Origin of the sequence: Bradyrhizobium sp. Leaf396 (assembly GCF_001424605.1) — a bacterium.
Lineage (GTDB): Bacteria > Pseudomonadota > Alphaproteobacteria > Rhizobiales > Xanthobacteraceae > Bradyrhizobium > Bradyrhizobium japonicum_C.
The window spans coordinates 102699-129456 of sequence record NZ_LMQJ01000065.1; the positions used below are offsets into that span (position 1 = coordinate 102699).

The 26758-nt window shown below is 63.3% G+C and carries 32 protein-coding genes, 3 tRNA genes and 1 pseudogene; 13 read left to right on the plus strand and 23 right to left on the minus strand.

The window, feature by feature from the left end; all coding sequences use genetic code 11:
- Positions 1–11 precede the first annotated feature (11 nt).
- The 4 genes and pseudogenes from ASG57_RS33365 to ASG57_RS39890 form a co-directional block, all read right to left on the minus strand.
- Positions 12–1241, minus strand: coding sequence for a CaiB/BaiF CoA transferase family protein (locus ASG57_RS33365; protein WP_057198993.1), 1230 nt, complete (start codon positions 1239–1241; stop codon positions 12–14).
- A gap of 240 nt (positions 1242–1481) precedes the next feature.
- Positions 1482–1652, minus strand: coding sequence for a hypothetical protein (locus tag ASG57_RS38885; RefSeq protein ID WP_196232390.1), 171 nt, complete (start codon positions 1650–1652; stop codon positions 1482–1484).
- A 42-nt stretch (positions 1653–1694) separates the two neighbouring features.
- On the minus strand, positions 1695–1898 hold the full coding sequence (locus ASG57_RS33370; RefSeq protein ID WP_028145980.1) for a hypothetical protein: 204 nt from the start codon (positions 1896–1898) through the stop codon (positions 1695–1697).
- 228 nt (positions 1899–2126) lie between these two features.
- Positions 2127–2594 (minus strand): annotated as a pseudogene (locus ASG57_RS39890) (DUF2231 domain-containing protein); the annotation flags it as partial.
- On the opposite strand from ASG57_RS39890, the gene ASG57_RS33380 reads away from it, so the two are divergent.
- Positions 2478–3341: a formate/nitrite transporter family protein gene (locus ASG57_RS33380; RefSeq protein ID WP_057198994.1), complete on the plus strand. Its 864-nt coding sequence runs from the start codon at positions 2478–2480 to the stop codon at positions 3339–3341. The pseudogene ASG57_RS39890 and the gene ASG57_RS33380 overlap by 117 nt on opposite strands.
- Before the next feature lie 93 nt (positions 3342–3434).
- A complete protein-coding gene (locus ASG57_RS33385) occupies positions 3435–3641 on the plus strand; it encodes a hypothetical protein (RefSeq protein WP_057198995.1) in 207 nt (68 codons plus the stop codon).
- 61 nt (positions 3642–3702) lie between these two features.
- On the opposite strand, the gene ASG57_RS33390 is transcribed toward ASG57_RS33385, so the two are convergent.
- The 10 genes from ASG57_RS33390 to ASG57_RS33435 form a co-directional block, all read right to left on the minus strand.
- Complete coding sequence (locus tag ASG57_RS33390) at positions 3703–4398, minus strand: ABC transporter ATP-binding protein (RefSeq protein WP_024340682.1); 696 nt, start codon at positions 4396–4398, stop codon at positions 3703–3705.
- Positions 4398–5147, minus strand: coding sequence for an ABC transporter ATP-binding protein (locus ASG57_RS33395; RefSeq protein WP_057198996.1), 750 nt, complete (start codon positions 5145–5147; stop codon positions 4398–4400). The genes ASG57_RS33390 and ASG57_RS33395 overlap by 1 nt, the downstream gene beginning before the upstream one ends.
- On the minus strand, positions 5144–6442 hold the full coding sequence (locus ASG57_RS33400) for a branched-chain amino acid ABC transporter permease (RefSeq protein ID WP_024340684.1): 1299 nt from the start codon (positions 6440–6442) through the stop codon (positions 5144–5146). Before ASG57_RS33400 ends, ASG57_RS33395 begins: the two co-directional genes overlap by 4 nt.
- Positions 6439–7386 (minus strand): branched-chain amino acid ABC transporter permease, encoded by a 948-nt coding sequence (locus ASG57_RS33405; RefSeq protein WP_057199087.1) that lies wholly within the window; start codon positions 7384–7386, stop codon positions 6439–6441. The genes ASG57_RS33400 and ASG57_RS33405 overlap by 4 nt, the downstream gene beginning before the upstream one ends.
- A 115-nt stretch (positions 7387–7501) precedes the next feature.
- The gene (locus ASG57_RS33410) at positions 7502–8734 is read right to left on the minus strand and encodes a branched-chain amino acid ABC transporter substrate-binding protein (protein ID WP_024340686.1); all 1233 of its coding nucleotides are present in this window, start codon (positions 8732–8734) and stop codon (positions 7502–7504) included.
- 272 nt (positions 8735–9006) lie between these two features.
- Complete coding sequence (locus ASG57_RS33415; RefSeq protein ID WP_162250093.1) at positions 9007–10272, minus strand: TetR/AcrR family transcriptional regulator; 1266 nt, start codon at positions 10270–10272, stop codon at positions 9007–9009.
- A gap of 419 nt (positions 10273–10691) precedes the next feature.
- Positions 10692–11000, minus strand: a complete 309-nt coding sequence (locus ASG57_RS33420; RefSeq protein ID WP_155248566.1) for a hypothetical protein — start codon at positions 10998–11000, stop codon at positions 10692–10694.
- Positions 11001–11226: 226 nt separating this feature from the next.
- Positions 11227–11300, minus strand: a tRNA-Gly gene (locus ASG57_RS33425).
- Positions 11301–11640: 340 nt separating this feature from the next.
- The gene (locus ASG57_RS33430) at positions 11641–11844 is read right to left on the minus strand and encodes a hypothetical protein (protein WP_024340689.1); all 204 of its coding nucleotides are present in this window, start codon (positions 11842–11844) and stop codon (positions 11641–11643) included.
- 29 nt (positions 11845–11873) lie between these two features.
- The gene (locus ASG57_RS33435; protein WP_024340690.1) at positions 11874–12059 is read right to left on the minus strand and encodes a hypothetical protein; all 186 of its coding nucleotides are present in this window, start codon (positions 12057–12059) and stop codon (positions 11874–11876) included.
- A gap of 201 nt (positions 12060–12260) precedes the next feature.
- Here ASG57_RS33435 and ASG57_RS33440 point away from each other — a divergent pair, with 201 nt between their 5' ends.
- Entirely contained in the window at positions 12261–12641 is a 381-nt protein-coding gene (locus ASG57_RS33440; protein ID WP_057199088.1) for a YciI family protein, read from the plus strand.
- Positions 12642–12650: 9 nt separating this feature from the next.
- Here the strand turns inward: ASG57_RS33440 and ASG57_RS33445 are convergent, their stop codons facing one another.
- Entirely contained in the window at positions 12651–13241 is a 591-nt protein-coding gene (locus ASG57_RS33445) for a TMEM175 family protein (protein ID WP_057198997.1), read from the minus strand.
- Between the two features lie 128 nt (positions 13242–13369).
- Between ASG57_RS33445 and ASG57_RS33450 the strand changes: the two genes are divergently transcribed.
- The 4 genes from ASG57_RS33450 (at position 13370) to ppk2 (ending at position 18801) form a co-directional block, all read left to right on the plus strand.
- Positions 13370–15427 carry an ATP-dependent helicase gene (locus tag ASG57_RS33450; protein ID WP_057198998.1) on the plus strand — a complete coding sequence of 686 codons (2058 nt, stop codon included), beginning with the start codon at positions 13370–13372 and terminating at the stop codon, positions 15425–15427.
- 56 nt (positions 15428–15483) lie between these two features.
- Positions 15484–16464 (plus strand): NADPH:quinone oxidoreductase family protein, encoded by a 981-nt coding sequence (locus ASG57_RS33455; RefSeq protein ID WP_057198999.1) that lies wholly within the window; start codon positions 15484–15486, stop codon positions 16462–16464.
- 96 nt (positions 16465–16560) lie between these two features.
- Positions 16561–17595, plus strand: a complete 1035-nt coding sequence (locus ASG57_RS33460) for an LLM class flavin-dependent oxidoreductase (protein WP_057199000.1) — start codon at positions 16561–16563, stop codon at positions 17593–17595.
- Positions 17596–17667: 72 nt separating this feature from the next.
- Positions 17668–18801, plus strand: coding sequence for a polyphosphate kinase 2 (ppk2, locus tag ASG57_RS33465; RefSeq protein ID WP_024340696.1), 1134 nt, complete (start codon positions 17668–17670; stop codon positions 18799–18801).
- Positions 18802–18999: 198 nt separating this feature from the next.
- Here ppk2 and ASG57_RS33470 read toward each other — a convergent pair.
- Positions 19000–19085 (minus strand) — tRNA-Tyr (locus tag ASG57_RS33470).
- A 207-nt stretch (positions 19086–19292) separates the two neighbouring features.
- Here ASG57_RS33470 and rlmB point away from each other — a divergent pair.
- The gene (gene rlmB / locus ASG57_RS33475; protein ID WP_057199001.1) at positions 19293–20123 is read left to right on the plus strand and encodes a 23S rRNA (guanosine(2251)-2'-O)-methyltransferase RlmB; all 831 of its coding nucleotides are present in this window, start codon (positions 19293–19295) and stop codon (positions 20121–20123) included.
- A 263-nt stretch (positions 20124–20386) separates the two neighbouring features.
- Here rlmB and ASG57_RS33480 read toward each other — a convergent pair whose 3' ends face one another.
- Together ASG57_RS33480 and ASG57_RS33485 are read right to left on the minus strand one after the other, a co-directional pair.
- Entirely contained in the window at positions 20387–20893 is a 507-nt protein-coding gene (locus ASG57_RS33480) for a hypothetical protein (RefSeq protein WP_057199002.1), read from the minus strand.
- A gap of 41 nt (positions 20894–20934) precedes the next feature.
- On the minus strand, positions 20935–21420 hold the full coding sequence (locus tag ASG57_RS33485; RefSeq protein ID WP_024340699.1) for a hypothetical protein: 486 nt from the start codon (positions 21418–21420) through the stop codon (positions 20935–20937).
- 282 nt (positions 21421–21702) lie between these two features.
- On the opposite strand from ASG57_RS33485, the gene ASG57_RS33490 reads away from it, so the two are divergent.
- Positions 21703–22176 (plus strand): hypothetical protein, encoded by a 474-nt coding sequence (locus tag ASG57_RS33490; RefSeq protein WP_024340700.1) that lies wholly within the window; start codon positions 21703–21705, stop codon positions 22174–22176.
- Positions 22177–22346: 170 nt separating this feature from the next.
- A tRNA-Thr gene (locus ASG57_RS33495) sits at positions 22347–22421 on the plus strand.
- A 39-nt stretch (positions 22422–22460) separates the two neighbouring features.
- Here ASG57_RS33495 and ASG57_RS33500 read toward each other — a convergent pair.
- Positions 22461–23171, minus strand: a complete 711-nt coding sequence (locus ASG57_RS33500) for a class I SAM-dependent methyltransferase (protein ID WP_057199003.1) — start codon at positions 23169–23171, stop codon at positions 22461–22463.
- 153 nt (positions 23172–23324) lie between these two features.
- On the opposite strand from ASG57_RS33500, the gene ASG57_RS33505 reads away from it, so the two are divergent.
- On the plus strand, positions 23325–23516 hold the full coding sequence (locus tag ASG57_RS33505) for a hypothetical protein (protein ID WP_024340702.1): 192 nt from the start codon (positions 23325–23327) through the stop codon (positions 23514–23516).
- A 3-nt stretch (positions 23517–23519) separates the two neighbouring features.
- Here ASG57_RS33505 and ASG57_RS38275 read toward each other — a convergent pair whose 3' ends face one another.
- On the minus strand, positions 23520–23786 hold the full coding sequence (locus tag ASG57_RS38275) for a hypothetical protein (RefSeq protein WP_155248568.1): 267 nt from the start codon (positions 23784–23786) through the stop codon (positions 23520–23522).
- Between ASG57_RS38275 and ASG57_RS33510 the strand changes: the two genes are divergently transcribed.
- Both ASG57_RS33510 and ASG57_RS33515 read left to right on the plus strand, forming a co-directional pair.
- Positions 23785–24159 carry a hypothetical protein gene (locus ASG57_RS33510; protein WP_057199004.1) on the plus strand — a complete coding sequence of 125 codons (375 nt, stop codon included), beginning with the start codon at positions 23785–23787 and terminating at the stop codon, positions 24157–24159. The genes ASG57_RS38275 and ASG57_RS33510 overlap by 2 nt on opposite strands.
- A 292-nt stretch (positions 24160–24451) precedes the next feature.
- Positions 24452–24706 (plus strand): hypothetical protein, encoded by a 255-nt coding sequence (locus tag ASG57_RS33515; protein ID WP_057199005.1) that lies wholly within the window; start codon positions 24452–24454, stop codon positions 24704–24706.
- Positions 24707–24731: 25 nt separating this feature from the next.
- Here the strand turns inward: ASG57_RS33515 and ASG57_RS39895 are convergent, their stop codons facing one another.
- The 3 genes from ASG57_RS39895 to ASG57_RS33530 all read right to left on the minus strand — a co-directional run bounded on the left by ASG57_RS39895 (position 24732) and on the right by ASG57_RS33530 (position 26576).
- Positions 24732–24974: a DUF6719 family protein gene (locus tag ASG57_RS39895; RefSeq protein ID WP_057199006.1), complete on the minus strand. Its 243-nt coding sequence runs from the start codon at positions 24972–24974 to the stop codon at positions 24732–24734.
- A gap of 236 nt (positions 24975–25210) precedes the next feature.
- On the minus strand, positions 25211–25918 hold the full coding sequence (locus ASG57_RS33525; protein ID WP_024340706.1) for an outer membrane protein: 708 nt from the start codon (positions 25916–25918) through the stop codon (positions 25211–25213).
- Between the two features lie 262 nt (positions 25919–26180).
- Positions 26181–26576, minus strand: a complete 396-nt coding sequence (locus ASG57_RS33530) for a hypothetical protein (protein WP_057199089.1) — start codon at positions 26574–26576, stop codon at positions 26181–26183.
- Positions 26577–26758 lie beyond the last annotated feature (182 nt).

Genomic DNA, 26758 nt, shown 5'->3' on the forward strand with positions numbered 1-26758 from the left:
CTAGGAACGCGCTAGATGATCCCCAGCTGCTTCAAGGCCGCGATCTTCTCCGCGTCAAAGCCGAGCTTGCCGCCGAGCACCTCCTGCGTGTGCTCCCCAAGCAGCGGCGGCGCGCGGTACTCCTTGATCGGCGTCTCCGACAGGGTCAGCGCATTGCGGACCAGCGACAGATCCGGCTCGAAAGGATGTTTGACCTTCACGCGCATGCCGCGCGACTGAACGTGCGGATCGGAGAACACCTGCTCGAAATTGTTAATCGGACCTGACGGCACGCCGGCCTCCTCCAGCTTCTCCAGCCAGTAAGCCACCGGCTTCTTCAGGAACAGGCCGGCGAAGATGGCCATGATCTCTTTGCCGTGCACGACGCGGTCGTTGTTCTTGACGAAGCGGGGATCGTTCGCGAGCTCCGGCTCGCCGAGCACGGCGCAGGTGCGCTGGAACTGCCCGTCGTTGCCGACCACCAGCATCAGCTCGCCATCGGCGCAGCGGAACACACCGGCCGGCATCCCGCCATTGCCCCAAGTGCCGCGGCGCGGCGGCGTCTTCCCGTTGACCAGATAAATCTGCAGCCAGTGCGACAGGGATGCGATGACGGTGTCGAACAGGCAGACGTCGATGTGCTGTCCCTGGCCGCCCTTGGCGTCGCGATGATAGAGCGCCGATAGGATCCCGATCGAGGCATTCATCCCGGTCATGTAGTCGACGATCGACGGGCCGACCTTCATCGGGCCCTCACCCGGCTCGCCGTCGATATGGCCGGTGACGCTCATCAACCCGCCCATCGCCTGCAGGATGGCGTCGTATCCGGCGCGCGGCGCGTACGGGCCGGTCTGGCCGAAGCCGGTGACCGAGCAGTAGATGATGCCGGGATTGATCGCCTTGATGGTCTCGTAGTCGAGGCCGTAGCGCTTGAGATCGCCGACCTTGTAATTCTCCATGAAGACGTCGGCGTCCTTGGCGAGCGCGCGGACGATCGCCTGCCCTTCCGGCTTGGCGATATTGACCGTGACCGACTTCTTGTTGCGGTTGGCGCAGAGATAGAATGAATTGTTGTTGTTGGCCTTGCCATCGGGGTCATTCAGGTAAGGCGGTCCGAAGGCGCGCGCGTCGTCGCCGGTGCCCGGCCGCTCGATCTTGATCACCTCCGCGCCGAGATCGCCCAGCATCTGGGCCGACAGGGGCCCGGCAAGCACGCGGGTGAGGTCAAGGATCTTGATGCCTGAAAGCGGCAGGGCCGACATGTCGATTTCCTCCGGAGAACTGATCTTGGCGCGGCGGCGAGGCCGCAGGCCGCGCTTCCTGCGGATACACTATTTCGAAGGTGCGAGCATTGCACTGGCGGCATGCGGCCATCTCCGGCCGCCCCAGGGGGCCGTTGCCGTCCGCGATTTTCCGCGCCGCGAATATTGCCTGATCGGTTCAGGTCGCCCCGGCCAAACTTTGAAAAACCAGGCAGGGTTCGAAAAGAGACAGCGCCCGCCTCAAGCGGTATGGCCGGGATCGACGTGCTTCGGGGTCTTCTTGTCGCGTTGGGGCGTCATCTTGGCAGGATCGGGCGCGCCAGGCACGCCGCGCGGACCGAGCTGGTCGCGCTGCATGTCGTCCTCGGAGCGGGATGGCTCGATGCCGTTGGGCTCGCGGGGCTTGGTCATTGCGGCCTCCTTCTTGCGAACGCTATCCGCCGGCTGGGCACTCTACACACCCAGCGCGTTGTCGCCGGCTTCGCGGCCGGGCACGCTGACATGGACCTCGTGTCCCTCACGAAGGGCCAGTGATGCCGCGGCGACTGCCGACTCGAACGCGGCTTCCTTGGTGGCGTACCGGCTCCTGACGTCGCCGTCATGCAGCACGCCCCATTCGTCCTGTACCGGCACGATGGCGTATTGAGCGAGACCCATTGTCCTCCTCCTGGCTTGGGCTTTAACTGTTCCGAACTCCCAACGCGGGACCGGGCTTAACGTTGCGTCAGCTGCGGATGCGCAGCGTTCACCCGCCACAACGTGTTGCCGCTGTCGTCGGCAACCAGCGGCGCACCGGTCTTGTCGATGGCGACGCCGACGGGACGTCCGCGCCCGGACCAGGCGGTTGCCGATGAAGTCAGTCAGCCCCGCGATGGCGGCGAGCACGCCGAAGATGACACCGACTACCAGGAGCCAGGCGGAAAAGTCCGCCCACATGATCTCGGCGCTCGCGACATAGGCGATGTCGGTCGGCAGCGCCCCGATGAAGCACGCAATCGGGATCGGCACCAGCATCGGATGGATCGGATGGCCTGCGATTGCGCCGTGGAGCGCACGCGCACATCCTTTTGCACGATCGGGCTCGTGTAACTTTCGCTGCCCGAGCCGCCAACTCATGCATCGGGTGAAGGTTCCTTCGATCTCTGCATTGCACAACGAGCCAACCACAATGTTCGGGAGGAACGGAATGGCACGCCCCGAAGTCTTGGACTCAATCATTCTTTCGGAGACCGCAGCGTGGATCAGCCTGGCGACGGAGCCTCCTTCAGTCCTGCATCCAAGCTCGACGGCGTCTCGCGGCGTCAAACCAAGCAGGTCGAATCCCAGAGCCGGCCGAGCGCCGCGCTCATCCATGAAACGATCCGCGCAGAGGGAGAGCAGGAACTGGAGCGGCGCTGGTGGGCGATCGTCCTCTCCGGTCTTGCCGCAGGGCTGTCGATGGCCCTGTCGCTGATCGTTCAGGGCGCGTTTCACGGGCTGATTTCGGATGATGCGACGCGGCGCCTGGTCGCTCCGCTCGGCTACACGGTGGGCTTCCTCGTCGTGGTGCTGGGACGGCAACAACTGTTCACTGAGAACACGCTGACGCCGATCCTGCCGCTCTTGCACAACCGGGACCTCCGCACTCTGGCAAGCGTGCTCAAGCTGTGGTTTCTGGTCCTTGCTTCGAACGTCGCAGGAACCTGGGCGATCGGGTCGGTGCTCGCCCACACCAGCATCTTCGAGCCGCGCATTGTGGACGCCTTCGTCGACATCAGCCGGCATACGGTCGAGGGGACGTTCTCGACCACCTTCGTCCGGGCCATCTTCGCCGGCTGGCTGATCGCCTTGATGGCCTGGCTTCTTCCGGCGGCGAAGGAATCACGCGCGCACATCATCGTCATAATGACCTATGTCGTCGCGCTCGGCGGATTCTCGCACATCGTCGCAGGCTCCGTCGAGTGTGCCTTCCTGGTGCAGAGCGGCCGGGCATCCCTGGCCCAATACGCCTCGGACTTCTTCATGCCGACACTGCTCGGAAACATTCTCGGCGGAACGACCCTGGTTGCGTTGCTGAACTACGGACAGGTCGCAGCGGAGATCGACGATCACAGGGAATAAATCCGCCCGAAAGGTGCGGCTTGGTCAGGAACGATAGGCTCGAACCGGGCTTGCCTCAACAATCAACATGCGACCACAAGCAGGATCATTCATATGAGCGTGGAGACCAAAAGCCCATTCGACAAGGAACCGGCGGAAGGATCACGTGACATCATCGACCGCGAACTGCGGCGCGCTGACGATGCCGAGAAAAACAAGGTCGATCATCTCCCCGGCGTGAAGGTCAGCGGGCAGCCGCAAGGTGGTGCCGTCGACCGTGCGCGCGAGGAACGCGAGCAAGAGAACACGAAGGAGAAATAGCCGATCGATCGCAGGCTGCGCTCGGCTTCAACTCTGCATCGACGTGCGGATACGCCCGATCTCACACTTCCAGCCATTGCGCGCGAACGTCGCCGTTCGACTTCAGTTGCTCGGGCGTCCCTTCGAAGACGACGCGACCGTGTCCCATAACGTAGACCCGGTTGGAGATCTTCATCGCAATCGACAGCTTCTGCTCGACGAGGAGAATCGCGACGCCGGCGTGCGCAATGCGGGCAATGAGATCCCCGACCTGCTGTACGATGAGCGGGGCAAGACCTTCGGTCGGCTCGTCGATCATGATGAGATCGGGGTCGCCCATCAGGGTCCGGCAGGTCGTGAGCATCTGCTTCTCGCCGCCTGACAGCACCCCCGCAGGCGTGTCGGCCCGCGCGGCAAGATTGGGAAACATGTCGAGCATGTCCTGAAGCTGCCATTTGCCGGGACGTCGCGTGTCCTTGATACCGAGGAGCAAATTCTGGCGAACGGTCAGACCCGGGAAGATGTCGCGATGCTCCGGCACATAGCCGAGACCGAGACGCGCAATCCTGTAGCTCGGCAGCCCGGCGATGTCCTTGCCCTTGAAGCGGATCGTGCCTTGCGGCGCGACCTCGCCCATGATCGCCTTGACCGTGGTCGAACGCCCGACACCATTGCGGCCGAGCAGGCTCACGACTTCGCCCGAGGCGACATCGAGGTCGACGCCCTGGAGAATGTGGCTCTTGCCGTAGTAGGCGTGCAGATCCCTGACCTCGAGCATCAGTGCGCCTCCTCGCCGAGATAGGCTTCCTTGACCTTCGGATCGCGCCGGATCTCTTCCGGCGTGCCCGAGGCAATGATGTGGCCGTAGACCAGCACGGAAATTCGATCGGCAAGGCCGAACACGACGCTCATGTCGTGCTCGACGATCACGAGCGTCTTGCCTTCCGTCAACCGCCGGATCAGCGCCACCGCACGGTCGGTTTCGGCATGGCTCATGCCGGCGGTCGGCTCGTCCAGCAACACGACATTGGCACCGCCGGCGATGGTGATGCCGATCTCAAGCTCGCGCTGCTCAGCGTAGGTCAACAAGCCCGCCGGAACATCGCGCCGGTGCGTCAGATGGATATCGTCGAGTATCTGAGAGGTACGTTCGCGCACCTCAGGCAGGCTGTCGACGTTCTTCCAGAACGCGTAACGGTGCCCCGTCGCCCACAGCACGGCACAACGGACATTCTCCCAGACCGACATGCGGGAGAACACGTTGGTGACCTGGAACGACCGCGACAGGCCGCGCCGGTTGATCTCGAAGGGCCTGAGACCGGAGATCACATCGCCGTTCAGTCTTACCTCGCCCGAACTCGGCCTGATATGGCCGCTGATCAAGTTGAACGTCGTCGATTTGCCGGCACCGTTCGGACCGATGATGGCATGACGCTCGCCTTGCGCGACGCTGAGATTGAGGTCCCGGATAATACCGACGTTGCCAAAGCGCTTTTCGACAGCGTTAAGTTCGATGGCTGCCGTCATGCCAGATACCCCCGGTCGCGCGCGATCGTCGCCGCGCGATCCCAAGCATCGGCGACTCGTCGCCAGCTGAGGCGCGCCACGAAGAAGCCGACGACGATAAGGATCGCCGCACTCGCCCACGTCATCGGCGACGCCGGAGTGAAGGCAACACCGAACAGGTTGATGGGGCTGCTTTGGCCGCTATGGGTGCGCGCGATCGATTCGATCGTCAGGATCACGCCGCAGGCCAGCGCCAGGGTCGGCACCGCCGCGACGACATAGGACGGAATCACCGTCTGCAAAGTTCCGGCACGAGCCAGCGGCCGGTGCATCATGATCAGGCCGGCGATGCCGCCCGGAGACAGCATCACGATGCCGATGAAGATAATGCCGAAATAGAGCTGCCACACGCCCGTGACGCTGGTCAGCCCAAGCTGCAGATATGTCACGAGGATCGCGCCAAGGATGGGGCCGAAGAAAAATGCGACGCCTCCGATAAAGGTCGAGAACAGCACGAGGCCGGACTGGATCGCGCCGAGATAGGCCGCGTTGGCAATCTCGAAGTTGATCGCAGCCAAGCCTCCAGCCACGCCGGCGAAGAACCCGGCAAAACAGAAGGCAATGTAACGGACCACGTGCGGATCATAGCCGATGAACTGGACGCGCTCGGGATTGTCGCGAACGGCGTTGCTGATCCGCCCCAGCGGCGTCCGGGTCAGCGCGTACATCGCGATCGCGGAGATCACCAGCCAGAACGCGATCAGGTAATAGACCTGAATCTGAGGACCGAAAGTCCAGCCGAACATTTTCGGCAAAGCCGTGCGGTCGGTCGAGATCCCGGACTCACCTCCGAACACGGAACGCAGGATCAGCGAGGAGGACGCCACCAGTTCGGCAATGCCCAGCGAGATCATCGAGAACACGGTGCCGGCGCGCTTGGTCATCACCCAGCCGATGATCATTGCGAAAGCAAGACCGCCGAGCCCGCCGAACAACGGTATGAAGGGAAGCGGGACCGGCCAGCCGTGCGAGACCACGGCATTCATCACATGGCAGGCCGCGAAGCCGCCGAGGCCGTAATGCACCGCATGGCCGAACGACAGGAGGCCGGTCTGGCCGAGCAAGATGTTGTAGGACAGCGCGAACACGATCGCGATGCCGATCAGGCTGAAGGACGTGAGCGAGCCGCCGGAGGAGAAGATCATCGGCAGGAGGATCAGCGTAGCGATGCCGACCAGCCAGACGCCATAAAAGCGCAGGCTGTCGCCGGCGGACTTGCCTGAGATGTTCGATGCGGAAGTCGTCGTGGCGTTCATGACTCGCGCGTCCCCATCAGGCCCATGGGGCGTACGATTAGAATGATCACCAGCAGAAGATACGGCACGATCGGCGCCACCTGGGCGATCGTGACGTTCCAGATGTCGGTAAGCACGGAGGGGCCCGCCGACGGGTCCAGCGGACCGAAAGCACTCGCCAGCGAACCGTTCAACGCCACCGCAAAGGTCTGCACCAGGCCGATGACGAGCGAGGCGATGAATGCGCCCGGCAAGGAGCCGAGGCCGCCGAACACGATGACCACGAACAGGATCGGGCCCAGTGCCGCCGCCATATCGGACTGCGTCACCAGGGCCGGACCGGCGATCACGCCCGCAATTCCCGCAAGCGCGCTGCCGACGCCGAACACTAGCATGAACACGCGTCCGACATTGTGACCGAGATGTCCGACCATGTGGGGATGCGTCAGCGCCGCCTGCACGATCAAGCCGACCCGCGTACGCTTGAGCACGATCAACAGCGCGACGAAGATCACGATCGACACGGCCAGCATGAAGATCTTGTAGGCGGGATAGTTGGTCGAGAAGATCGTGAAGGCCGGAAAGTCGAGCAGCGCCGGCACGCGGTAGTCGACGGGGCTCCTGCCCCACATCATCGCCACGATTTCCTCGATCGCGAATGCGAGACCGAAGGTCAAAAGCAGCTCCGCGACGTGGCCGTGCTTGTGCGTGTTGCGCAGGCCGTAGCGTTCGACGGCCATGCCGATCGCGCCGACCAGCAGCGGTGCCAACAGCAGCGCCGACCAGAAGCCGATCCATTTGGTGAGCTGAAAGCCGAAGAAGGCGCCGAGCATATAGAAGCTGGCGTGGGCAAAGTTGAGCACGCCCATCATACTGAAGATGACGGTCAGGCCGCTCGACAGCAAGAACAACAGCATACCGAACAACAGACCGTTCAGTGTCGATATAACGATCAGTTCAAGCACAGCATTCACACCTCTAGCCGGGACCGAGAAGGCCTCGGCGAATTCGTCGGTCCCGTCCGCGAACCACGACCTTCCCGCGGCCGCCGTCGGCCGCGGGAAGGCAAAGCTTAAGGGCTTACGGCCGGGTCATCTTGCAGGTGGTGGGAACCATCGTCTTGGACGTATCGATCTTGGAAACCAGGTGCCATCCCCAACCGGTGCCTTCCTCGTCGAACGGCTCGTTTGCCGCGAGCTTGCCGAAGGACGAGATGTAGATCGGCTGGAAGAACTGGTGATCATCCTTGCGCATGAGGCCCTCGCCACCGTCCAGCACCTCGAATTTGAGATCCTCGAGGGCAGCCGCGACCTTCACAGGGTCAAGCGAGTTGGCCTTCTCCGCCGCAGCCTTGAACATGCGCATCTCGTTGACCGCGCGGGGATACCACAGCGACATATTGACCTTGGCGCGGAATGCTTTCTCGAACTCCATTGCCGGCTGGTGGCCCGAATTGGCAAAGCCTTCCGTGATCTGGAATACCTGATGGTCCAGGCCGGTCTGCTTGATCGCCGTCGGACCGCCAGCGCCGCCGGCATAATAGGTATACCAATTGACCTTCAGGCCGGCATCGGCAGCTGCCTTGAGCAGCAGTGCAATGTCCTGGCCCCAGTTGCCGGTCACGACACTATCGGCGCCTGACGCCTTGATCTTCGCGATGTAAGGCGAGAAGTCGGTGATCTTCAGCAGCGGATGCAGTTCGTCGCCGACGATCTGGATGTCCGGCCGCTTGGCGCCCAGCATCTTGCGCGCATCGGCGCGCACGGACTGGCCAAAGGAATAGTCCTGGTTGATCAGGTACACTTTCTTGATCGCCGGGACATCCTTCATATAGCTGGTGAGCGCTTCCATCTTGATGTCCGAGCTGGCATCCCAGCGGAAATGCCAGAAGCTGCATTTTTCATTGGTCAGGCTCGGATCGACAGCGGCATAGTTGAAGTAAAGGACCTCCTTGCCGGGATTGCGCGTGTTGTTCTTGGTGATGAAATCAGACAGAGCAGCGGCCACCGACGAGCCGTTGCCTTGCGTGATATAGCGGGCGCCGGCATCAATAGCCTTCTGCGCCTGCACCAGGCTTTCCTGCGGGTTGGTCTTGTTATCAAGGGGCAGGATTTCGATCTTGCGTCCCAGTATGCCGCCCTTGGCGTTGATCTCGTCGGCCAGATACTGGAACGTCTTCAAGCCACCTTCACCGACGCTGGCGCCGCCGCCGGACAGCGGATCGATGTAGCCGATCTTGATGGTCTCCTGCGCGAATGCCGCTCCTCCGAGCACCGTCAGCGCTGCCGCCGCAGCAATTATGAGTTTTTGCATTCTGGCTTTCTCCCTTTTGGATGTTCTTGTTCCTTGGCGATCGAAGCTGCCATGCAACGTCGGTCGCGCCACCTTCGCTATCCCAAATATTGAATACTGTGTAAAGTTTTGACGCAAGCCATAATTGTGTCGTTAACACAAAGATTGTCGCCCCCTCCCCCTCATTGAAATTCAAGTCAACTTTTGTCCGCCTGCTCGTCCCAGCTTTTGTCGAACGATCCAGTTGAAGGACGTGGATCCTTCAACGGGCCGAGCTGGGCCGGATTGGCTGTTCAGGCCGAACGACGACGCGGCTTGAGCCCCGCGAGGAACAGCCGCGAAAAATGATCGGCGATCTGAATTGGTGACCAGCCCCGCACATCTCTGAACCAGATCGGGTACCAGTGGCTCATACCAGTCAAGACACGTTCCGCGAAATGCGTGTCGACCTTCCGGAAGTGCCCCTCGTCGATCCAACGTTGATGGTTCTTCTGGTCCTGGCCGATCGTTGCGAGCACCTGCTCCACATAGTGTTTTCGGTCAACGTCGTTGAGATAGTTGATGTTGTGGTAGGTCGCCTTGGGGCCGCATGGGGTGTCGTGCAGCATCAGCAACAGACGAACTCTCTGAACGATGTGATCAAACGCTCCAAGCCCCAGATCCTGCAAATGTTCCCGAATGCCGATCTCGCCGACGAGCCCTCTTTGCAGGCAAGCCAGCAAGAGACTCTCTTTTTCGCTGAAGTGATAATAGATGCCCGCGCGGGTCATCCCGGCTTCCGCCGCGATGCTCTCAAGAGACGTGCCCAATGCCCCCCTTCGATTGAAGCTGTCCGAAGCAATCGAGAGCATTCTGTCCAGCTTCGCGGCGCGCTTATTCAATCTCGAGCGAGCCTGGAGAAACGGCGCGAGACTCGGCGGTTCGGGCATGTCCGGTAAAGCGATATCGCGCCGATAGACTCCATGCGTGACGATGTCATCAATCGCATCAATCGCCTGTTCGCGCGTGTAGTAATCGCGCTCGGAGAGCCAGAACGGAACCCAGTCCAGGATGGAGATGAGAGCCACGGCGACAACGAGCGGCTCATCGCAAGCTATCGAGCCGTCTCCAACGCCTCGCTTCACAATATCGGCCAGCAGCGTGGCATTCTGCCAGCGCCTGGCGTGCACGTCATTGCTGTAAGATGGGGCCAGTGCATCGATGTCGGAAAACAGGATCATACGCTGACCTTCACGCCGCAGCCGGGCGCGTATGATGCGCCTGACGACCTCGAGCCCGTCGATACCCGCTTCGGCCGCCGTCTCGATCTCGTGCCTGTAGATCGCGAGCCCGCGCAGGTAGCAGTGATAGATCAGGTCCTCCTTGTCGCGAAAGTAGTGATAGAGCGCCCCCGGCACCGATCGAACCGACGCTGCAACCTGCTCCATCGTCACATTCGCATAGCTATGGCGGGCAAATAGCCTCGAAGCTGACGCGAGGATTTCTTCAGCTCGGTCCGACGGGAAGGCGGCAACTTGCAAGCTCGAATATCCTTCCTGATCGTGGATCGCTTCATGCACGAGCGATGTCCAGTAGCCCAAGTCGGGTATATTTTTACTATTAGATGAGGAGTTCGGCCAGTATCGTCCGACGATCGTCCCGGCCGGACCGCCGTGGGTGAAGCCCCACAGGCAGGCCACGGATACCGCGGCCGTTCGGACATCGAGACCAAGAGCTCATTCGAAAAGGGAGGATCATGCGATATCGACGGGCGCGAACTTCAGCGCGCTGAGGCTGCCGAGAACGACAGGATCGATCATCTTCCCGGTGTGAGGGTCAGCCGACAGGCTCGAGGCGGCGCGGTGGACCGCGCGCGGGAGGATCGCGAGCAAGCGAAAGAAAAGTGGCTGACGGCGCCCGAGCGAGCAGCTTGCCAGGAACCGACGCGAAGCTCCGCCCGGGTGAAGTTAGTCCTCGCCCCCGCAATTCCTGCGAGATATCAGGGAGCGTGTCTCAGACCCAGTTTTTCACGAACGTCGTCGTCATCGATCGTCTGGTTCAGACGCTCGCGGTTGCCGGCTTCGAAATCTTCAGCAAACGTCTCGAGCGTGCGAAACGCGTCACCAGCGCTCGGCGCCACATCGATGTGAGCAATCGACTGGCCGTTGACCCTGAGGTCGGCCTCTCCCCAAGGAGTAGTGTCAATCGTCAGCCGGTCGCCGCCGGCGGTCGCGGTGAAGTGCTGGACGGTGGACTTGGAGGTCGGCAGTGTGAGATCCGGCGTCCAGTCGATCGGCTTGTCGGTCATGTCATCTTCTTCCCAAGACACGGCCGAGAGATAGACGATCCTGTGCACGCAGACTTGACCTGGATCAGTTTCGCGTTTTCATCGGAGCGATCGGCCGTCGCAACGGTCCAAGCTCTGGACAGCGAACGTGGGGGCGACAAGGTGTGCCCACGGCATCCGTAGCGGCGATTCAATCCGGGAAACGGGCGGGACTTGCGGCCTCACCGGACATCGAGTCCGCGGGCCTTGGAGCGGGTGAAGGGAATCGAACCCTCGTATTCAGCTTGGAAGGCTGCTGCTCTACCATTGAGCTACACCCGCGTCGGCGATCCCCTAACACGGCTGGGCGGCTGTCTCAACTGCCCAGGAGGCCGCGTTTCGGCGTCCTCCACCCTGTTGCGAACCTGCCGCCGGTTCCTCCACACCCCGCCCCTTAACAGCGGCGCGGTTGCCACCTATATTGAGGACTTCCGAAACCAACGAAAGGAGGTGATCCAGTGTCTTATCTCAAGCGCTGTCACCTCGCTGGGATCGCCCGCTGAGCTTTGAGTGAGGCTTGGCATCGGGGCGCTCTCAGCCCTGGACCAGCGAGCAAGAAATCGGGCGCGACGGGGCCTCCCCGCCGCGCCTTTTCTTTGCTCTCGCCTTGATTGATGCCCAGTCAGCCGGCGCGAAGCCGTTCGCGCAGGGCGACGGCGGCGATCAGCATGCCGATGCACCAGGCTACGACTGCGCGGTGTGGCTCCTCCCCGAGCAGCACCGTGAAGATGCTTGCCAGAAGGCAGGGCGCGATGGCCTTGCCGGTCCGGCTCATCAGCGCGACCAGGAACGGTATCGCCGCGACCGATATTTGCAGGACGTTCATCTTCGAACGAACCGGTTCGTCGGAATAGCTCAGAAGCCGCAGATGTTGCGCGCGCGCGGGCGCTTGCCGCCCCGGCTCTCCGCGATCCGCTCGCCGCCGTTCTCGGCCGAGCTGCCATAGTAGCGGTGATGGCCGGCCTGATCGTGCAAATCGGCCGGAGCCGACTGTCCTGCCCGCCGCGCGTCGCAGATGATCTTGATGGTGTGACCCGACATTGCCGCCTCCAGCAAAGAACTTGTTGTTGTGGTCCATCAGTCGCGACCACTTTTGGCGGCGTTCACATGGCAAGCCCGCAATCGGGTTTCAGGACGGTTTCGTCGCACCCCCGGCAATGCAATATTTTCCGGTTCGGGTTTGTCGGCTTAGCCTCAGGTGCTACGTCCTTGGAGTCTGTCTGGCAAAACAACGAGGTGATGATGCTGTACGCCATCCTGGCCTATCACGTGGAAGACGAGGTCATGTCGTGGACGCCGGAGCAGGACGCGGCAGTCGTCGCCAAAGTCATCGAGGTTCAGGCACCCCTGAGGGAAAGCGGACAGTTCGGCCCGGCGGCCCGTCTGGATGAAACCCGGAAGGCCCGCACCTTGCGTGGCCCCGGGCCGGGAATAGTGCTGGACGGCCCGTTTGCCGAGACCAAGGAGCAGCTTCTGGGATTCCACCTGATGCAGTGCGATACCGAGGATGAGGCAATCGCAGCGGCGCGGAAGCTGCGCGCGGTCAATCCGACGGCGGTCTACGAAATCCGCCCGATCAAGCTTTACGTGCCGGCCGATGGGTTCGGCGCGACGGAGGGGTGAACTGCCGCCCTACGCGTCCGGTCTGATCCGCGCACCGTAGAAGCGCTGGATCAGGAGCCCTGCAAAGGCGATGTTCCACAAGAAGGGCGCGACGTGCGGCGCGAACGCCGCAACGATCGTGCCCGGGATGAACACCAGCAGCGGAAACAGCGAGGCAAGCATCTCGTGCCGCCAGCTGCCCAGGATCGTCCACCACAGCCACGCATTGAGGCCGGCGATCGCGGTCAAGTGCAGGCCATAGAGCACGGCGACCGCGCCGCTCATGCCGAAATTGGTATACAGGCCGTTGGTCACCGGCAGCAGCACGATCGAGAGCAGGAAGAACAGATTGAGGATCACCGCGCCGCGGCTGCCGACGGGCTGGCGAGCCAGCCTCCGGTGATGGCTGATCCAGAACACGCCGGCGATAATGAAGCTGAGCGCGAAGCCGGCGAGCTTGCCGGAATAGACATGGGCGAGATCGCTCCAGTCAGGCGCGCTGGTAAACACCGCCGCCTTGGGCAGATCGTAGGCCAGCAACGTCATGGCGACGCCGAAAATGGTGTTGCTGAGCGATTCCAGCCGCCGCATCTCGAACTGGTCGGGCTTGAGCTCGGTCATGTCGGGTGCGCACTCTTCGGGCTGGAACTTTGGGCCGCCCTTCCCCTAAATCCTAACCTCGGGTTCGTCCAGCTGCATTGCGATTCGTGACGGGATGGCCGACTCTCGGCCTTTCACCGGGGCGATTCGTGGCGACATATCTGGACACGCTCAATGCGGAGCAGCGCCGCGCCGTCGAGCATGGCGTGACCGAGGGCTCGACCGTGGGCGCCCCCCTGCTTGTCATCGCCGGCGCGGGCTCCGGCAAGACCAACACGCTGGCCCACCGCGTGGCGCATCTGATCGTCGCCGGCAGCGATCCCCGACGCATTCTGCTGATGACGTTCTCCCGCCGCGCGGCAGCCGAGATGGCTGGCCGGGTCGAGCGCATCGCCCGCAAGGTGCTGGGCGAGAACAACGCCGCGATCATGCGCGACGCGCTCACCTGGGCCGGCACCTTCCACGGCATCGGCGCGCGGCTCCTGCGCGAATATGCCGAGCGGATCGGCGTCGATCCCGCCTTCACCATCCACGACCGCGAGGACTCTGCCGACCTGATGAACCTGGTGCGGCACGAGCGCGGCTTGTCGAAGACCGAGTCCCGCTTCCCGGCGAAGGGCACTTGCCTCTCGATCTATTCCCGCTGCGTCAACGCCGAGATGGAGATCGAGAAGGTGCTGGGGCAGCACTATCCCTGGTGCGCGGGCTGGGCCGCCGAGCTGAAAGGCTTGTTCGCCGCCTATGTCGAGGCCAAGCAGGCCCAGCACGTGCTCGATTACGACGATCTCCTGCTCTACTGGTCGCAGATGATGAGCGATGCGCTCATCGCCGGGGAGATCGGCGGCCGCTTCGACCACGTGCTTGTCGACGAATACCAGGACACCAACCGCCTGCAATCCTCGATCCTGCTGGCGCTCAAGCCCGACGGCCGCGGCCTCACCGTCGTCGGCGACGATGCCCAGTCGATCTATTCGTTCCGTGCCGCCACGGTTCGCAACATCCTGGACTTCCCGCAGAGCTTTTCGCCGCGCGCCGAGATGATCACGCTGGACCGCAATTACCGCTCGACGCAAGCGGTGCTGTCGGCAGCCAACGGCGTCATTGGCCTCGCCCGCGAGCGTTTCACGAAGAACCTCTGGACCGATCGCACCTCCGGGCAGAAGCCGCAGCTCGTCACCGTGCACGACGAGGCCGACCAGGCGCGCTACATCGTCGAAGCGGTGCTGGCCAACCGCGAGCAAGGCGCGCTGCTCAAGCACCAGGCGGTGCTGTTCCGCACGTCCTCGCATTCGGGACCGCTCGAAATTGAACTCACGCGCCGCAACGTCCCCTTCGTCAAGTTCGGCGGGCTGAAATTCCTCGATGCCGCGCATGTCAAGGACGTGCTGGCGCTGCTGCGCTTTGCCGAAAATCCGCGCGACCGCGTCGCCGGCTTTCGCGTCCTGCATCTGCTGCCGGGCATCGGCCCGGCAACCGCCCAGCGCGTGCTCGAGCAGATGGCCGAGAGCACCGACCCGCTTGCCGCGCTCGGCCGCCTGCCGGTGCCGGCGCGCACCGGTGCGGACTGGATCGACTTCGTCCGCATCATCGAAAATCTGCGCTATTCGGAATGGCCTGTCGATCTCGAACGCGTGCGGCTCTGGTACGAGCCGCACCTCGATCGCATCTACGAGGATGCCGAGACGCGCCGCGCCGACCTGATGCAGCTCGAGCAGATCGCGAGCGGCTATGCCTCGCGCGAGAAATTTCTGACCGAGCTCACGCTCGGTCCGCCCGATGCGACCAGCGACAAATCCGGTCCCCCCTTGCGCGACGAGGACTATCTGATCCTCTCGACCATCCATTCGGCCAAGGGCCAGGAGTGGAAGTCGGTGTTCGTGCTCAACGTCGTCGACGGCTGCATGCCCTCCGATCTCGGCGCCGGCACCAGCGCCGAGCTGGAGGAGGAGCGCCGCCTGCTCTATGTCGCGATGACGCGCGCCAAGGACGATCTCCACCTGGTGGTACCGCAGCGCTTCTTCGTCCATGGCCAGGCTGCCAAAGGCGACCGCCACGTCTACGCCTCGCGCACCCGCTTCATCCCCGAGCAACTGGTCTACCTGTTCGAGCGCACGGCATGGCCGAGGGCCGCGGCCGGCGCGGCGCGTACCGCGGCCCAGGGACCGAAGGTCGACATCGGGGCGAAGATGCGCGGGATGTGGCGGTAGACACAAGAGGCTGATATCGGCACCTGTCAGGATAACTCGAACAACAGAGGTCCGATATGAAAGCCGTCGTCGTCGAGCAATATGCCCCCATCGATCAAATCGAGCTGAAGGAAGTCCCTCGCCCCGTTGTCGAGCCTGGCCAGCTACGGATCCGGGTGGAAGCTGCCGGAATCGGATTCGTCGACGGCTTGAAGATCGAAGGACGCTATCAGACCAAGGACCCCCTCCCCTTCATTCCCGGGACGGAGTTCGCGGGAGTGGTCGCGGACGCGCCCGGCGCGCCGGGCGGCTATCAACCAGGCATGCGCGTGATGGGTATGACGCGATCTGGCGCGCTGGCCGAAGAGATCGTCGTCAAGCCCGAAGCACTCCATCCGCTGCCGGAGGGCGTCGCGGCCGAAGTCGCCGCATCGTTTCGCGCCAACTACCTGACGGCACTTTATGCACTAAGCGCGCGCGCATCGCTCTGCGCCGGCGAGCAGCTTCTCGTGCTTGGCGCGGCGGGCGGCACCGGGATCGCGGCCATCCAGATCGGCAAGCTGCTCGGCGCGCGCGTCATCGCGGCCGCGTCGACACCGGAGAAGCGCGAGTTTGCGCAAGCGCACGGCGCCGACGCCGTCATCGACTACACGCAGGCCGGCTGGCGCGACACGCTCAAAGAACTGACCGCCGGACGCGGGGCCGACGTGATCTTCGATCCCGTCGGAGGCGAGATCTCGGTGCAGGCTTTCCGGTCCATCGCCTGGCGCGGACGCCATCTGGTGGTCGGCTTTGCCGCAGGCACCATCCCCGCGCTGCCCTTCAATCTGCCGCTGCTGAAGGGCGGCGCTCTGCTCGGCGTCGATCTCGCGCAGATCCCCCTGCGCGAGCCCGACGTGCAGAAGCGTCTGATGTCGCAGTTGACGGGTTGGCTCACCGACGGCCAGCTGAAACCCGTCGTCGGCCGCATCTTTGCGCTGGACGACTTCCGCGATGCATTCAAGTCGATGCGGACGCGCGCTGCGCTCGGCAAGATGGTCGTGCGGATCGCGCGATAGATTTCGCAAACGGAAACCGAGCATTTCCGAATGCCGACTTGTGGCGCGGCCGCGGTCCATTAAGTCTGGCCGATCCTCCCACAGAGACCCTGATCCATGACTGCACCGCTTCAATTCGGATTGGACTCCTTTGGCGACGTCACCAAGGACGCCACCGGCACGCTGCTTCCGCACGCTCAGGTGATCCGCAACGTCGTCGAAGAGGCAGTGCTGGCCGACGAGCTCGGCCTCGACTTCATCGGCCTCGGCGAGCACCACCGCGCCGATTTCGCGATCTCCTCGCCCGAGACCGTGCTCGCGGCGATCGCATCGCGCACCAGGCGCATTCATCTCGGTTCGGCCGTGACGGTGCTGAGCTCGGACGATCCGATCCGCGTATTCCAGCGCTTTGCCACGCTGGACGCGGTCTCCAACGGCCGTGCCGAGGTGATCCTCGGCCGCGGCTCGTTCACCGAATCCTTTCCGCTATTCGGCTTCGACCTGCGCAAATATGAGGAGCTGTTCGAGGAGAAGCTGGATCTGTTCGCCGCGCTCCTGTCGCAGCAGCCGGTGACCTGGGAAGGCAAGCTGCGCCCCCCGCTGCGGGATCAGCTGGTCTATCCGCCGGTCGAGACCGGCACGCTCAAGACCTGGATCGGCGTCGGCGGCAGTCCGCAATCGGTGGTGCGCGCCGCGCACTACGATCTGCCTTTGATGCTCGCGATCATCGGCGGCGATCCCGCGCGCTTTGCGCCCTACGTCGAGCTCTATCACCGCGCGTTCAAGGAGTTCGGCCGTCCGGCCCAGCCGATCGGCGTGCATTCGCCCGGCTATGTCGCCGAAACGGATGCGCAGGCGCGCGAGGAGCTATGGCCCGATTACAAGGCGATGCGCGACCGCATCGGCAAGGAACGCGGCTGGCCGCCGATGGGCCGAGACGAGTTCGTCAGCGAGATCGAGCACGGCTCGCTCTATGCCGGCTCACCGGAGACGGTTGCGCGGAAGATCGCGAAGACCGCCAAGGTGCTCGGGATTTCGCGGTTTCAACTGAAGTACTCTGCGGGGCCGCTGCCGCACGAGAAGCTGATGCGGAGCATCGAGCTCTATGGCCGCAAGGTGGTGCCGATGGTCAGGGAGATGCTTGCCGGTTGATCCACGTCAAGTCGCACGGTCGGGGTGCCGCACTAGAAGAAGAATCCCCGTGCATCAGGACAGGCTCAGCGAATGGCACCTCCTTCCAAGACGTCCCCGCAGGCGCGCCGCCGCAAGACTCCCGGCAAAACCAAACGGCAGGTTCGATCGGCAGGCGCGCAGACGCCGGTCCTCGAGCTGACGCCGGTCGAGCGCTCTCTGGCCGCGCAGTCTTCCTCGGCCGCTCTGCAAACCGAGATGGCGGCACTCGACAGCGTCCTGAAGGGGCCGCCCGCACTTTCGCCGGATAGTGAGCCGGTGCAGGCCATTTTGACAGGCGCGGCGCCCGACGATGCCGAGCGCTTGCAGGCGCTGCTGGTCGGCAAGGAAGCCAAGCGCGCCAGGCGCACCACCAGCGACGAACTGGCGGACGATTGGCGGCTGGGCGGCTACCCCTACAAGTCGCGGATGTATCGCCGCGACTACGAGGAGCAGAAATTCGTCCTGCAGACCGAGCTCTTGAAATTGCAGAACTGGATGAAGGAGAGCCGGCAGCGCCTCGTCCTGTTGTTCGAGGGCCGCGACGCGGCGGGCAAGGGTGGCGCGATCAAACGGTTCATGGAGCACCTCAATCCGCGCGGCGCGCGTGTCGTGGCGCTGGAGAAGCCGAGCGATGTCGAGCGCGGCCAATGGTACTTCCAGCGTTACGTGCAGCATCTGCCGACCGCCGGCGAGATCGTGCTGTTCGACCGCAGCTGGTACAACCGCGCCGGCGTCGAACACGTGATGAGCTTCTGCTCGCCGGCCGAGTACGGCGAATTCCTGCGCCAGGTCCCCGAGTTCGAACGCAATCTCGTGCGCAGCGGCCTGCACCTCATCAAGTTCTGGTTTTCGGTCAGTCGCGAGGAGCAGCGCCGGCGCTTCAAGGAGCGCGAAGGCCATCCGCTGAAGCAGTGGAAGCTGTCACCGATCGACCTCGCCTCGCTCGACAAGTGGGACGACTACACCCGCGCCAAGGAATCGATGTTCTTCCACACCGATACCGCGGACTGCCCCTGGATCGTGATCAAGTCCGACGACAAGAAGCGCGCCCGTCTCAACGCCATGCGTTACGTGCTGCATGCGATGCCCTACGCGGGCAAGGACGGCAAGCGCATCGGCATGATCGACGATCTCCTCGTCGGGCGTGCGAACGTGATCCACGAACGGGAAGAGCACGCGGGATAGAAGGGATGACGGACTGGCAACGGCTGAGCCCGTCCGCCCATTCCCTGCGGACGGCGCGACAGCCTTCGTTCAGTTCGCGTGTTGACGATCTTGGTTGGCTTGCCTCAGTCCGTCTTGCCGTTCGGGCTTCGCCGGATACCACGCTTCGCCCTTCTGGCATCACTTAACTGCGCCACGCGTAGCCCGAAGGGCGAAGCGTGGTGGGGGAGGCAGGACTCGAACCTGCGAAGCCATGAGGCGGCTGATTTACAGTCAGCTCCCTTTGCCACTCGGGACACTCCCCCGCTCGACGGCAGCACAATCGGGCCGGACCTTGCCGGCGGACCGAAGACGGCCATGGAACGTGAAGGCCGCGACAACCCGGATCGGGGCGCGACCGGGCGCGTTTATGGGCGATGCGGTGGGGCAAAGTCAACCGAGGCAAGCAGCTAAAATCGCCCTCTCCGACGCCGAAATTGCCATATTCCGGAACCCATGACAGAAGCGAGCCCATGAAGGATCGAAAATTCGGCCCCAAAGGGGCTCGCGGGGGAACTAAGCCCTTCAACCGGCCGGGGAAATCGGCTGGCCGGCCGGCTTGGCGCGACCGCGAATCGCATCTCGACGGCCCCGTCATTCTCTATGGCTGGCACACCGTCACGATGGCGCTCGCCAACCCTCGCCGCCGGATCCGAAAGCTGACGCTGACCGAAAACGCCGCGCGGCGCCTTGCGGAAGAGAACATCGAGACCCGCGTGGCGCCGGAGATCGTGCGGCCCCAGGAGATCGATCGGCTGCTGTCTCCCGACGCCGTGCATCAGGGCCTTCTGGCGGAGGCCGATCCGCTGCCCTCGCCGGACATCGAAACCCTCGAGCAGGAAGGCATGGTGCTGGTGCTCGACCAGATCACCGATCCGCATAATGTCGGGGCCATCCTCCGCTCGGCCGCAGCTTTCGACGTGAAGGCGATCGTCACCACCGCGCGGCACAGCCCCGAAGCGACCGGCGTGCTGGCCAAGGCCGCCTCCGGCGCGCTCGAGCTGGTCCCGATTGTCACGGTGCAGAACCTCGCCCGCGCGCTCGCCGCATTGAACGAGCGCGGCTTCCAGACCGTGGGTCTCGACAGCGAAGGCAGCGAGGACATCAGCGACGTCGCGCTGCGCGAGCCGCTTGCACTGGTGTTGGGAGCCGAAGGCAAGGGCCTCAGGCAGTTGACGCGCGAGACCTGCAGCGTTGTGGCAAGGCTTGATATGCCCGGCGAGATCAAGAGTCTCAACGTCTCCAACGCCGCCGTGCTCGCGCTCTATGTCGGCGCAAGCCGGCTCGGCCTGATGAAGCGCTAGCGCTTTAGGTACTCCGCATATCCGGACGATACCATACTACGCCTGTTTTGCCCGACGGATCAAATCGAGATATCTCTTTTTCCGAAATCTTGAACTCGAACAACGAGCCAATGAGCGACGATCGCTCATGTCGGCCTCATTGCGCTTCAAGTCCTTGATTTCACTGTTCCCGGCTACTGTGCATGGGGTTGTTTTGAAGTTAAAGCAAAACGCCCGTCCGCATCATGCGAACGGGCGTCCCGCAAAACTCAACCGGTCAAAGATCAGTAATAGCGGCGCAGCACGCGGTGACCGCCATGGTAGTGCGGCGCGTGGCGATGGGCGTAGCCATGACGATGAGCATGGCCGTAGTGCGTGCGCGGCAGATAGCCGTAACGCGGGCCGTAGCCGTAGCGATATGGACGGTAGTACGGACGGCGATAGGGATAAGCGGCCGGCGGCGCGACCGCAGCGGAACGATAGCCATAGCCGTAGCCATAATTGGCGGGCGCGACGACGGCGTCCTCGCGGTAGGTCGGATAAGGCGCGAAGGCGCCCGGACCGGTGTAGGTCGGGCCCTGGTTGACGTAGTAATACTGCGTGGCCGGCTCGGCGAGGCGCTCATAGGCGCCATAACCATAACCATACCCGTAACCGCCGCAGCCGGTGTTGCAGCCGGAATAGACCGGCGCAACGGGCGCGCAGGTGGTGAAGCCGCAGGCCGCGGCGGGCGCGGTGGCCGCGAACGTCACGGCAACTGCCGCAACCAGTCCCGAAATCATCTGACGCATTACTCTCTCCTGTTGATTTCCGTTTTTTCGATTTTCGTTTCTCAACCCGGCGGCCTGCCGGGCAGTTCTGTACGCGGCCGCGGCCGAGGCGGCCGTGGTCGCTCGTTGATCTCGGGCGCGTAGATCACCGGCGGAGAATCGACGGGCGGGTCCATCTGCGCAGGCAGCGGCGCAGACGACGCGCCCCAACTCTGATGGTAGCTTTCGGCGGGCTTGGGCAATTTACGGTTGGCGGGCGGCTCGACCTCGAGCCGGCCGTAGCCCGGCCGCAGGCCGAGTGTCGGATAGTAATGGCCGACGTGGTCGGGTTGCCGCTCGGCGATATAGCGCCCGCCATAGATCGTCGGCTGCACTTGCTGATTTTTGCCGAGGCCCCAGGTGCCTTCGACCACGCTGTAGGACGCGTCGATGTTGTTGATGATGATCGGCACGCCGGGGCGGCCGGGAACGACGATCTCGAAGCCCTCGCCGGCGAGCGCCGCCGCAGGCAGACCGATCAGAAAGGCGGCGAGCGTTACAGCACGCATGACGGGATCCCGGGTTGTCCGGCGACAAGCTAACCGATCGCGACGCAGAGAGGGTTAAGGCCTGCTCACCAAATTCCGGTAAGCCTAACGTGCGAGGATCGCCCGCTCCTCAAATGCTGCAAGACGAGCTAGCGAAGCGTTAACGCGCTGGACCTTGCAGGCGGAACAGAGTTCACGCGCTCACGTCCGTTTGACTGTTCGCCCGCGAAAATCCCAAGGTGCATCGGAACGTCCGACGCGGCCAGCGTTTAGCCCCCGTCAACAGATTGGGAGCGAAGAACCATGAAGATCAAGCTTCTCGGGGCTACGGCGGTTGCAGCGACCATGCTGGCGGGTTCTGCCATGGCGCAAGCGGTCGTCACCAATCCTGGCCGCTGCTCGGCGCAATTCCCGAATGCAAACTGCCAGAACCTCGGCCCCGGTAACCCATACACCGATGGCGGGTATCGCGATCGCCGCGCGTCCTATGGGCAGACCAGCGGCGGTTGGAATAATGATTGGAACAGGAGTCGCACCGGCTTCTGGCCGACCGACGTCGCGGCCGGCGTAGCCGGCGCCGCAATCGGCACCGCCGGCGCAATTGCCACGGCTCCGTTCCGCGCGTGGGACAATTCCTACGCCTACGACAATTCGTGGGACCGCGGCTGGCACAATCGCGGATGGGACAACCGTACCTATGCACAGCGCAACGGCTTCGTCTGCACGCCCGGCACCTACTTCAGGGGCGAGGACGGCCGCCGTCACATCTGCCAGTAAGGCGGCTTGAACCGAACACGACCCATCAGGCGGCCCGCGAGGCCGCCTGATTCATGTCTTGCGACAGCGGCTTTCCGGTTCTGGCACTTTCCAATCAAGTCTGGTATTGCGACGCGCATGGGAGGACGGTCCCGGCGCGAGCCGACTTCTGCCTCCGCATCTCAAGCTTCGCCGGCTTAGCTCAGCGGTAGAGCAGCGGTTTTGTAAACCGAAGGTCGGGGGTTCAATCCCCTCAGCCGGCACCAGCTTTGACGCCGTTTCAATCCGAAGCCTTCAGCGCGCAGCTATGTGCGGCTCTCGGGTCTCGCCTCCGGCAACTGATCCAGCCGCCAGAGCCCGAGGCTCTTGTCGCGCCATCCGCCATCGCCCTCCTCGCACCGCTCGTTGATCGAGGCGTGCGGCGCCTGCCATTCGAACGGCGCCTTCTCCATGTTCAGCGCCCGCCAGTCGCCGTCCTCGCAATCCTGATTTTGCTCCCATTCGGGAAAGGTGGTTGCGAGCAGAAAGCGCGCGCCGCTCGCACGAAAATTCCTGACTGCGCGAGCGATGTTGGCGAAACTGAGATGCACCAGACAATCGCGGCAGAGAACCACGTCCGCGCGCGGCAGCGCATCGCGCGTGATGTCGCCGACAATAAACCGGGCGGATGAACCGGCACCTTCAACGCGCCGGCGATTGGCCTCGATCAGCGACTGCACGATGTCAACACCGGTGTAATCGACATCGAGTTCGAGCCGGCCGATCCATCCCGCATCGCCGCAGGGCGCATCCAGCAGCGAGCGCGCGCCGAGCCGTTGCAGCAGCGGAGGAAACGCTTCCCGGATCGCGCTGGTTGCGGGGTCCTCCGAACCGAGGCCAGACACCGAAGTGGCTGCGCCCCAAAGGTTGGTACGCTCGATGCGCTCGAACCGGGCGGCGAGATCGAGGCCCGCGAAATTCTCGCGGTCGGCGACGAAACGTTCGTGCGCGAGCACGGGAGGTCGATGGGAGATCATCGGACGAGCCTCATGCGAAGTCGCCAGCCAGTGTAACAGCCCATACGCAGCGTCCTGAATCGCCAAACGCCGTCGATCGATGAGACCGTCCCGGAACCAAAGACGTGCATCGCTCGTTCTCGACCCATGCGGATCAGGGAAGAAAATCGAAACATGTTTCTGCTGACGGCGGTGGCGCTGTGCTGTAGCGCCGTGGCCGGCACGGTCGCGATGTTCGAACCAACGCCAGCACCTCTTCCTGCAAAGCAGGTCGCCCAGCGCATGGCGATCGAAGCCTCCGCCCAGACGCCGGTCCGGGTCGTCGGCGCGCCATTCGAACCCAATGTCAATCCCAGCGAGCGGTAGCGCTCACCTCGGCGAAGCCTTCGTGCCCTCCTCGGGCCGGCCATAGGCACGCGCCAATTCTTCGACAAACGCGATCACCTCCGCCCGCTTCTCGCGCGGCAGCGACAGGAACGCACGGATGAGCCTCAGGCCCGCCGCCTCGTCCGACCGTTCTTCTCCTGCAACCATGCGCTTAATGTCGGATACCCGGGAAAAATATGCAATCCCTTGCAAACCTGCTTGATTCAACGCAGCCGCTTTGCTCGAATAAGAGCGGCTGAGGTGGATCATGAAATGGATCAGGGAGCGCGACGCACTGATCGCGCAGACACTCTCCTTCGTCCAATCCGTGACCGGCAGGAAGGATGTCGTCCTTCAGCCGGAGGCGCCAGCGGCTGGCACACCCATCTCGATGGACCTCATCGCCATGAAGGCGGTCACCGCCGATATCGACGCGCCACAAGAACCCCCTTCACCCCGGTCCACGCCTCCTGCCCTGCCCTGGGCGAGCGGCGATTTACGCATCGAGATGCAGGCCTGCATCGCCAATTTCCGCAAGCACCAGGAGCGCTTCGAGCGCGAGCGGGAAGAATATTGCGCGGCGACCCTGACCAAATTGCGTGCCGCCCTCCGTGACGCCTCCGGCCGACCGGTCAAGAAATAACCCGCCCGGCTTACAGCCAGGACCACACCAGCCAGAGATTGGCCGCGCAGGCGCCGAGCAGCGCCAGCGTGAGAGGCAGAAGCATGTGTCCGCAGGACGTTTTCAGGTCGCTCGTCATGGCGGAAAACATCCGCTGATTCCGGCCGACGAGTCCCAGGGATTCTTTTTTCCGGGATTCAGGACTCGTTAAAGACTCAGGGCACGCCGTCCCGATCACGGCGCCGTGATCGAGCCCGAAGCCGGAACCCCATACGGCGCAAACTCGTTAACGGGCATTCTCGGAGCGGGAAAAATGCCCTACGCCCTATTCTGCAACGGCGCCCAGATCAGCAAGGCCTATCCGAGCGAATCCGACGTCTGGAAGCTCGCGCAACGGAGTGGTCTCGTCGTGGACGTGGCGGCGGATGACGAGCGGGCCGGCCCGCGCCGGATGCTCGACAACGATTACGAGATCGCGCCCTGCCAGGCAGCACAGGGCGAGGACCCCGCCAAGAACAAGGCTGAGGCAGACCAGCAGTCCAGGATGGAGCTCGAACTGAAGTCTTGACGGGCTGGCCGAGCCGGAGCGGAGCTCAGGGCGTGGCCGCCGCAAGCGAGGCCTGCTCGCCCGGCATGGCCACGCAGGCCTTGCGGCGATGCAGCCCACGGATGGCGCCCGTAACCTTCAGGACCTTGCCCGACGGACACGACACGTCCTTGACGAAGGCCACCTCATAGGGTGCCAACATCAGAGGCTCGGATTTGAGGATTGTCTGTGCAGAGCACGGCAGGCAAAAGAAGCTCGAGAGCATCGCCGCCGACACCAAAATACGCATGTCCGTCGTCCCACCAGCCCGGTAATTCTCATATAACGCGTTCCGGAGCGCGAGTTCCCTACGTCGCAAAAATTATTTTTGCTTTACCCCATGCCCCATGACGTCGGTGAGAAGGCGCGTCAGCTTCGTTTGCAAGCAAATGACGCGCCAGATGGTTCATACAAGGCGAATAAAGGTAGGCAAATGAAAGGCCGGCGGAGGCCGGCCTTTCATCGATCCTATGATTGCCGTCGGCATCAGTAGCGCGACGCCGCCGGGCCACCCCAGCCGAAGCGGTAGTTCACACCGACCTTGACGGTATGCTCGTCCTCCCGACCCCGTACGCCGACGACGTCGGCCGGGCCGGAGGTGAAGGTGGTGCTGCCAAAATTGTAGTACTGGTACTCAGCCTTGGCCGACCAGCTCGGGGCGAACATGTATTCAAGGCCGGCGCCGACGGTATAACCGTCCTTGCTGTTGCCGCTCGTGGTGAAGGCCTGAGGCACACCGGCGATGTTGACGCCGAGATTGTTGTTCCGCCAGGCATAACCGCCCTTGGCATAGAGCAGCGTCGGCCCCCAGGTGTAGCCGATACGGCCGGTCACCGATCCGATCTGGTCGGTGTTGGAGGTGACCTGCGTGCCGAGCGGGAAAGTGACGCCGTTGTTGTTGGTCGGCAGCCAGGAATACTGGGCCTCGATACCCATCACCCAGTTGGGTGCGAACTGGTAGTCGAAGCCGCCCTGCACGCCGCCCATGAAGCGGGCGTCGCTCGACTGGAAGCTGTTGTCGCCGGCAAACGCGCCGCCGACATGGCCGCCGATGTAGAACCCGGTCCAGTTATAGATCACCTGCGGGGGCGTGTAGGCCGGAGCCTTGGCGTAGGGGCGCGGCTGCATGTCTGCGGCTGCGGCCGGCGCGACCAGCGCAAGCAGAGCGGCTGCACCCAATAAAATCGACTTCATGATCATCCCCGTTCTTTCATTTGCGACACTCGGGAAACAACGTGGCGTGAATTGGGTTGCTTCGCGGCGATGCCGGAACGTTGATCGTTCGTTACTGTGACGGCGTGGCAACACTGCGAATTTGTTCCGTCACGTCGCCTGCGCAAGGCCGCCGCAACGATTTGTCGCAAGACGAAACCATCCCGTTCAAAGCTCGGCGACATGTGATCGAGCGGCCCCGGCTGCTTCTGCCTAGCACGAAGCCCTAAAGACGGGCTTTGTGCTACCGCGTCATCTTTTCCAGTTCCGGAAAGGGGGCGTAAACCGCACCGGCGCAGAGATCGCTGGTGCGGTCGACCACGCGGTCCGCCCGGCCGTTGACGAAGACCACGGCGCGTTCCCGCATGGCCTTGTAGCTGCCATCGGTCTCCCGCGGGGTGAAGTGCAGGCAGCTCACATAGAACTGCCGGCCACCGACCTCGCGCTGCACAGGTTCGGCCATGCTGGCATCGCGCACGCCGACCGGATTGTTGAGATAGGTCCGCATCAAGGCCAGCGTGTCGCTCCGGAAATTGTCGGGAAACGGCTGCGGTCCGCCCGCCTGGGTGCCGCCCATCAGCGTTGGGCGGTCACCATCGCTGCCGAAACATGCCGCAACCGCCAGCGGCAACGCCAGGATCACCGCACATCTCGCCAATCTCCTCACAGGCCGCTCTCCGCTCGATCAGATCAGGAGACGTTCTAGCCCCAAGCCTGCTCGAAGGGAATTCGCTTGCCACGAAGCGAACAACGCACCGGCCGCCGCCGACGCCTCGCACTTTCGCACGAGACGTGGCGAACGGTCCGGGCCAGAAATCCGCG

Coding starts and splice junctions, on each gene's coding strand:
- ASG57_RS33440 (WP_057199088.1), top strand. CDS start 12,261: ATGCTGTACGCCATCCTGGCCTATCACGTGGAAGACGAGGTCATGTCG.
- ASG57_RS33430 (WP_024340689.1), bottom strand. CDS start 11,844: ATGAACGTCCTGCAAATATCGGTCGCGGCGATACCGTTCCTGGTCGCG.
- ASG57_RS33480 (WP_057199002.1), bottom strand. CDS start 20,893: ATGCGTCAGATGATTTCGGGACTGGTTGCGGCAGTTGCCGTGACGTTC.
- ASG57_RS33505 (WP_024340702.1), top strand. CDS start 23,325: ATGTTTCTGCTGACGGCGGTGGCGCTGTGCTGTAGCGCCGTGGCCGGC.
- ASG57_RS33370 (WP_028145980.1), bottom strand. CDS start 1,898: ATGGGTCTCGCTCAATACGCCATCGTGCCGGTACAGGACGAATGGGGC.
- ASG57_RS33395 (WP_057198996.1), bottom strand. CDS start 5,147: ATGACGGCAGCCATCGAACTTAACGCTGTCGAAAAGCGCTTTGGCAAC.
- rlmB (WP_057199001.1), top strand. CDS start 19,293: ATGAAGGATCGAAAATTCGGCCCCAAAGGGGCTCGCGGGGGAACTAAG.
- ASG57_RS39895 (WP_057199006.1), bottom strand. CDS start 24,974: ATGCGTATTTTGGTGTCGGCGGCGATGCTCTCGAGCTTCTTTTGCCTG.
- ASG57_RS33510 (WP_057199004.1), top strand. CDS start 23,785: ATGAAATGGATCAGGGAGCGCGACGCACTGATCGCGCAGACACTCTCC.
- ASG57_RS33525 (WP_024340706.1), bottom strand. CDS start 25,918: ATGAAGTCGATTTTATTGGGTGCAGCCGCTCTGCTTGCGCTGGTCGCG.
- ASG57_RS38275 (WP_155248568.1), bottom strand. CDS start 23,786: ATGATCCACCTCAGCCGCTCTTATTCGAGCAAAGCGGCTGCGTTGAAT.
- ASG57_RS33365 (WP_057198993.1), bottom strand. CDS start 1,241: ATGTCGGCCCTGCCGCTTTCAGGCATCAAGATCCTTGACCTCACCCGC.
- ASG57_RS33410 (WP_024340686.1), bottom strand. CDS start 8,734: ATGCAAAAACTCATAATTGCTGCGGCGGCAGCGCTGACGGTGCTCGGA.
- ASG57_RS33445 (WP_057198997.1), bottom strand. CDS start 13,241: ATGACCGAGCTCAAGCCCGACCAGTTCGAGATGCGGCGGCTGGAATCG.
- ASG57_RS33390 (WP_024340682.1), bottom strand. CDS start 4,398: ATGCTCGAGGTCAGGGATCTGCACGCCTACTACGGCAAGAGCCACATT.
- ppk2 (WP_024340696.1), top strand. CDS start 17,668: ATGGCACCTCCTTCCAAGACGTCCCCGCAGGCGCGCCGCCGCAAGACT.
- ASG57_RS38885 (WP_196232390.1), bottom strand. CDS start 1,652: ATGACCAAGCCCCGCGAGCCCAACGGCATCGAGCCATCCCGCTCCGAG.
- ASG57_RS33490 (WP_024340700.1), top strand. CDS start 21,703: ATGAAGATCAAGCTTCTCGGGGCTACGGCGGTTGCAGCGACCATGCTG.
- ASG57_RS33485 (WP_024340699.1), bottom strand. CDS start 21,420: ATGCGTGCTGTAACGCTCGCCGCCTTTCTGATCGGTCTGCCTGCGGCG.
- ASG57_RS33515 (WP_057199005.1), top strand. CDS start 24,452: ATGCCCTACGCCCTATTCTGCAACGGCGCCCAGATCAGCAAGGCCTAT.
- ASG57_RS33420 (WP_155248566.1), bottom strand. CDS start 11,000: ATGACCGACAAGCCGATCGACTGGACGCCGGATCTCACACTGCCGACC.
- ASG57_RS33455 (WP_057198999.1), top strand. CDS start 15,484: ATGAAAGCCGTCGTCGTCGAGCAATATGCCCCCATCGATCAAATCGAG.
- ASG57_RS33460 (WP_057199000.1), top strand. CDS start 16,561: ATGACTGCACCGCTTCAATTCGGATTGGACTCCTTTGGCGACGTCACC.
- ASG57_RS33500 (WP_057199003.1), bottom strand. CDS start 23,171: ATGATCTCCCATCGACCTCCCGTGCTCGCGCACGAACGTTTCGTCGCC.
- ASG57_RS33435 (WP_024340690.1), bottom strand. CDS start 12,059: ATGTCGGGTCACACCATCAAGATCATCTGCGACGCGCGGCGGGCAGGA.
- ASG57_RS33400 (WP_024340684.1), bottom strand. CDS start 6,442: ATGAACGCCACGACGACTTCCGCATCGAACATCTCAGGCAAGTCCGCC.
- ASG57_RS33385 (WP_057198995.1), top strand. CDS start 3,435: ATGAGCGTGGAGACCAAAAGCCCATTCGACAAGGAACCGGCGGAAGGA.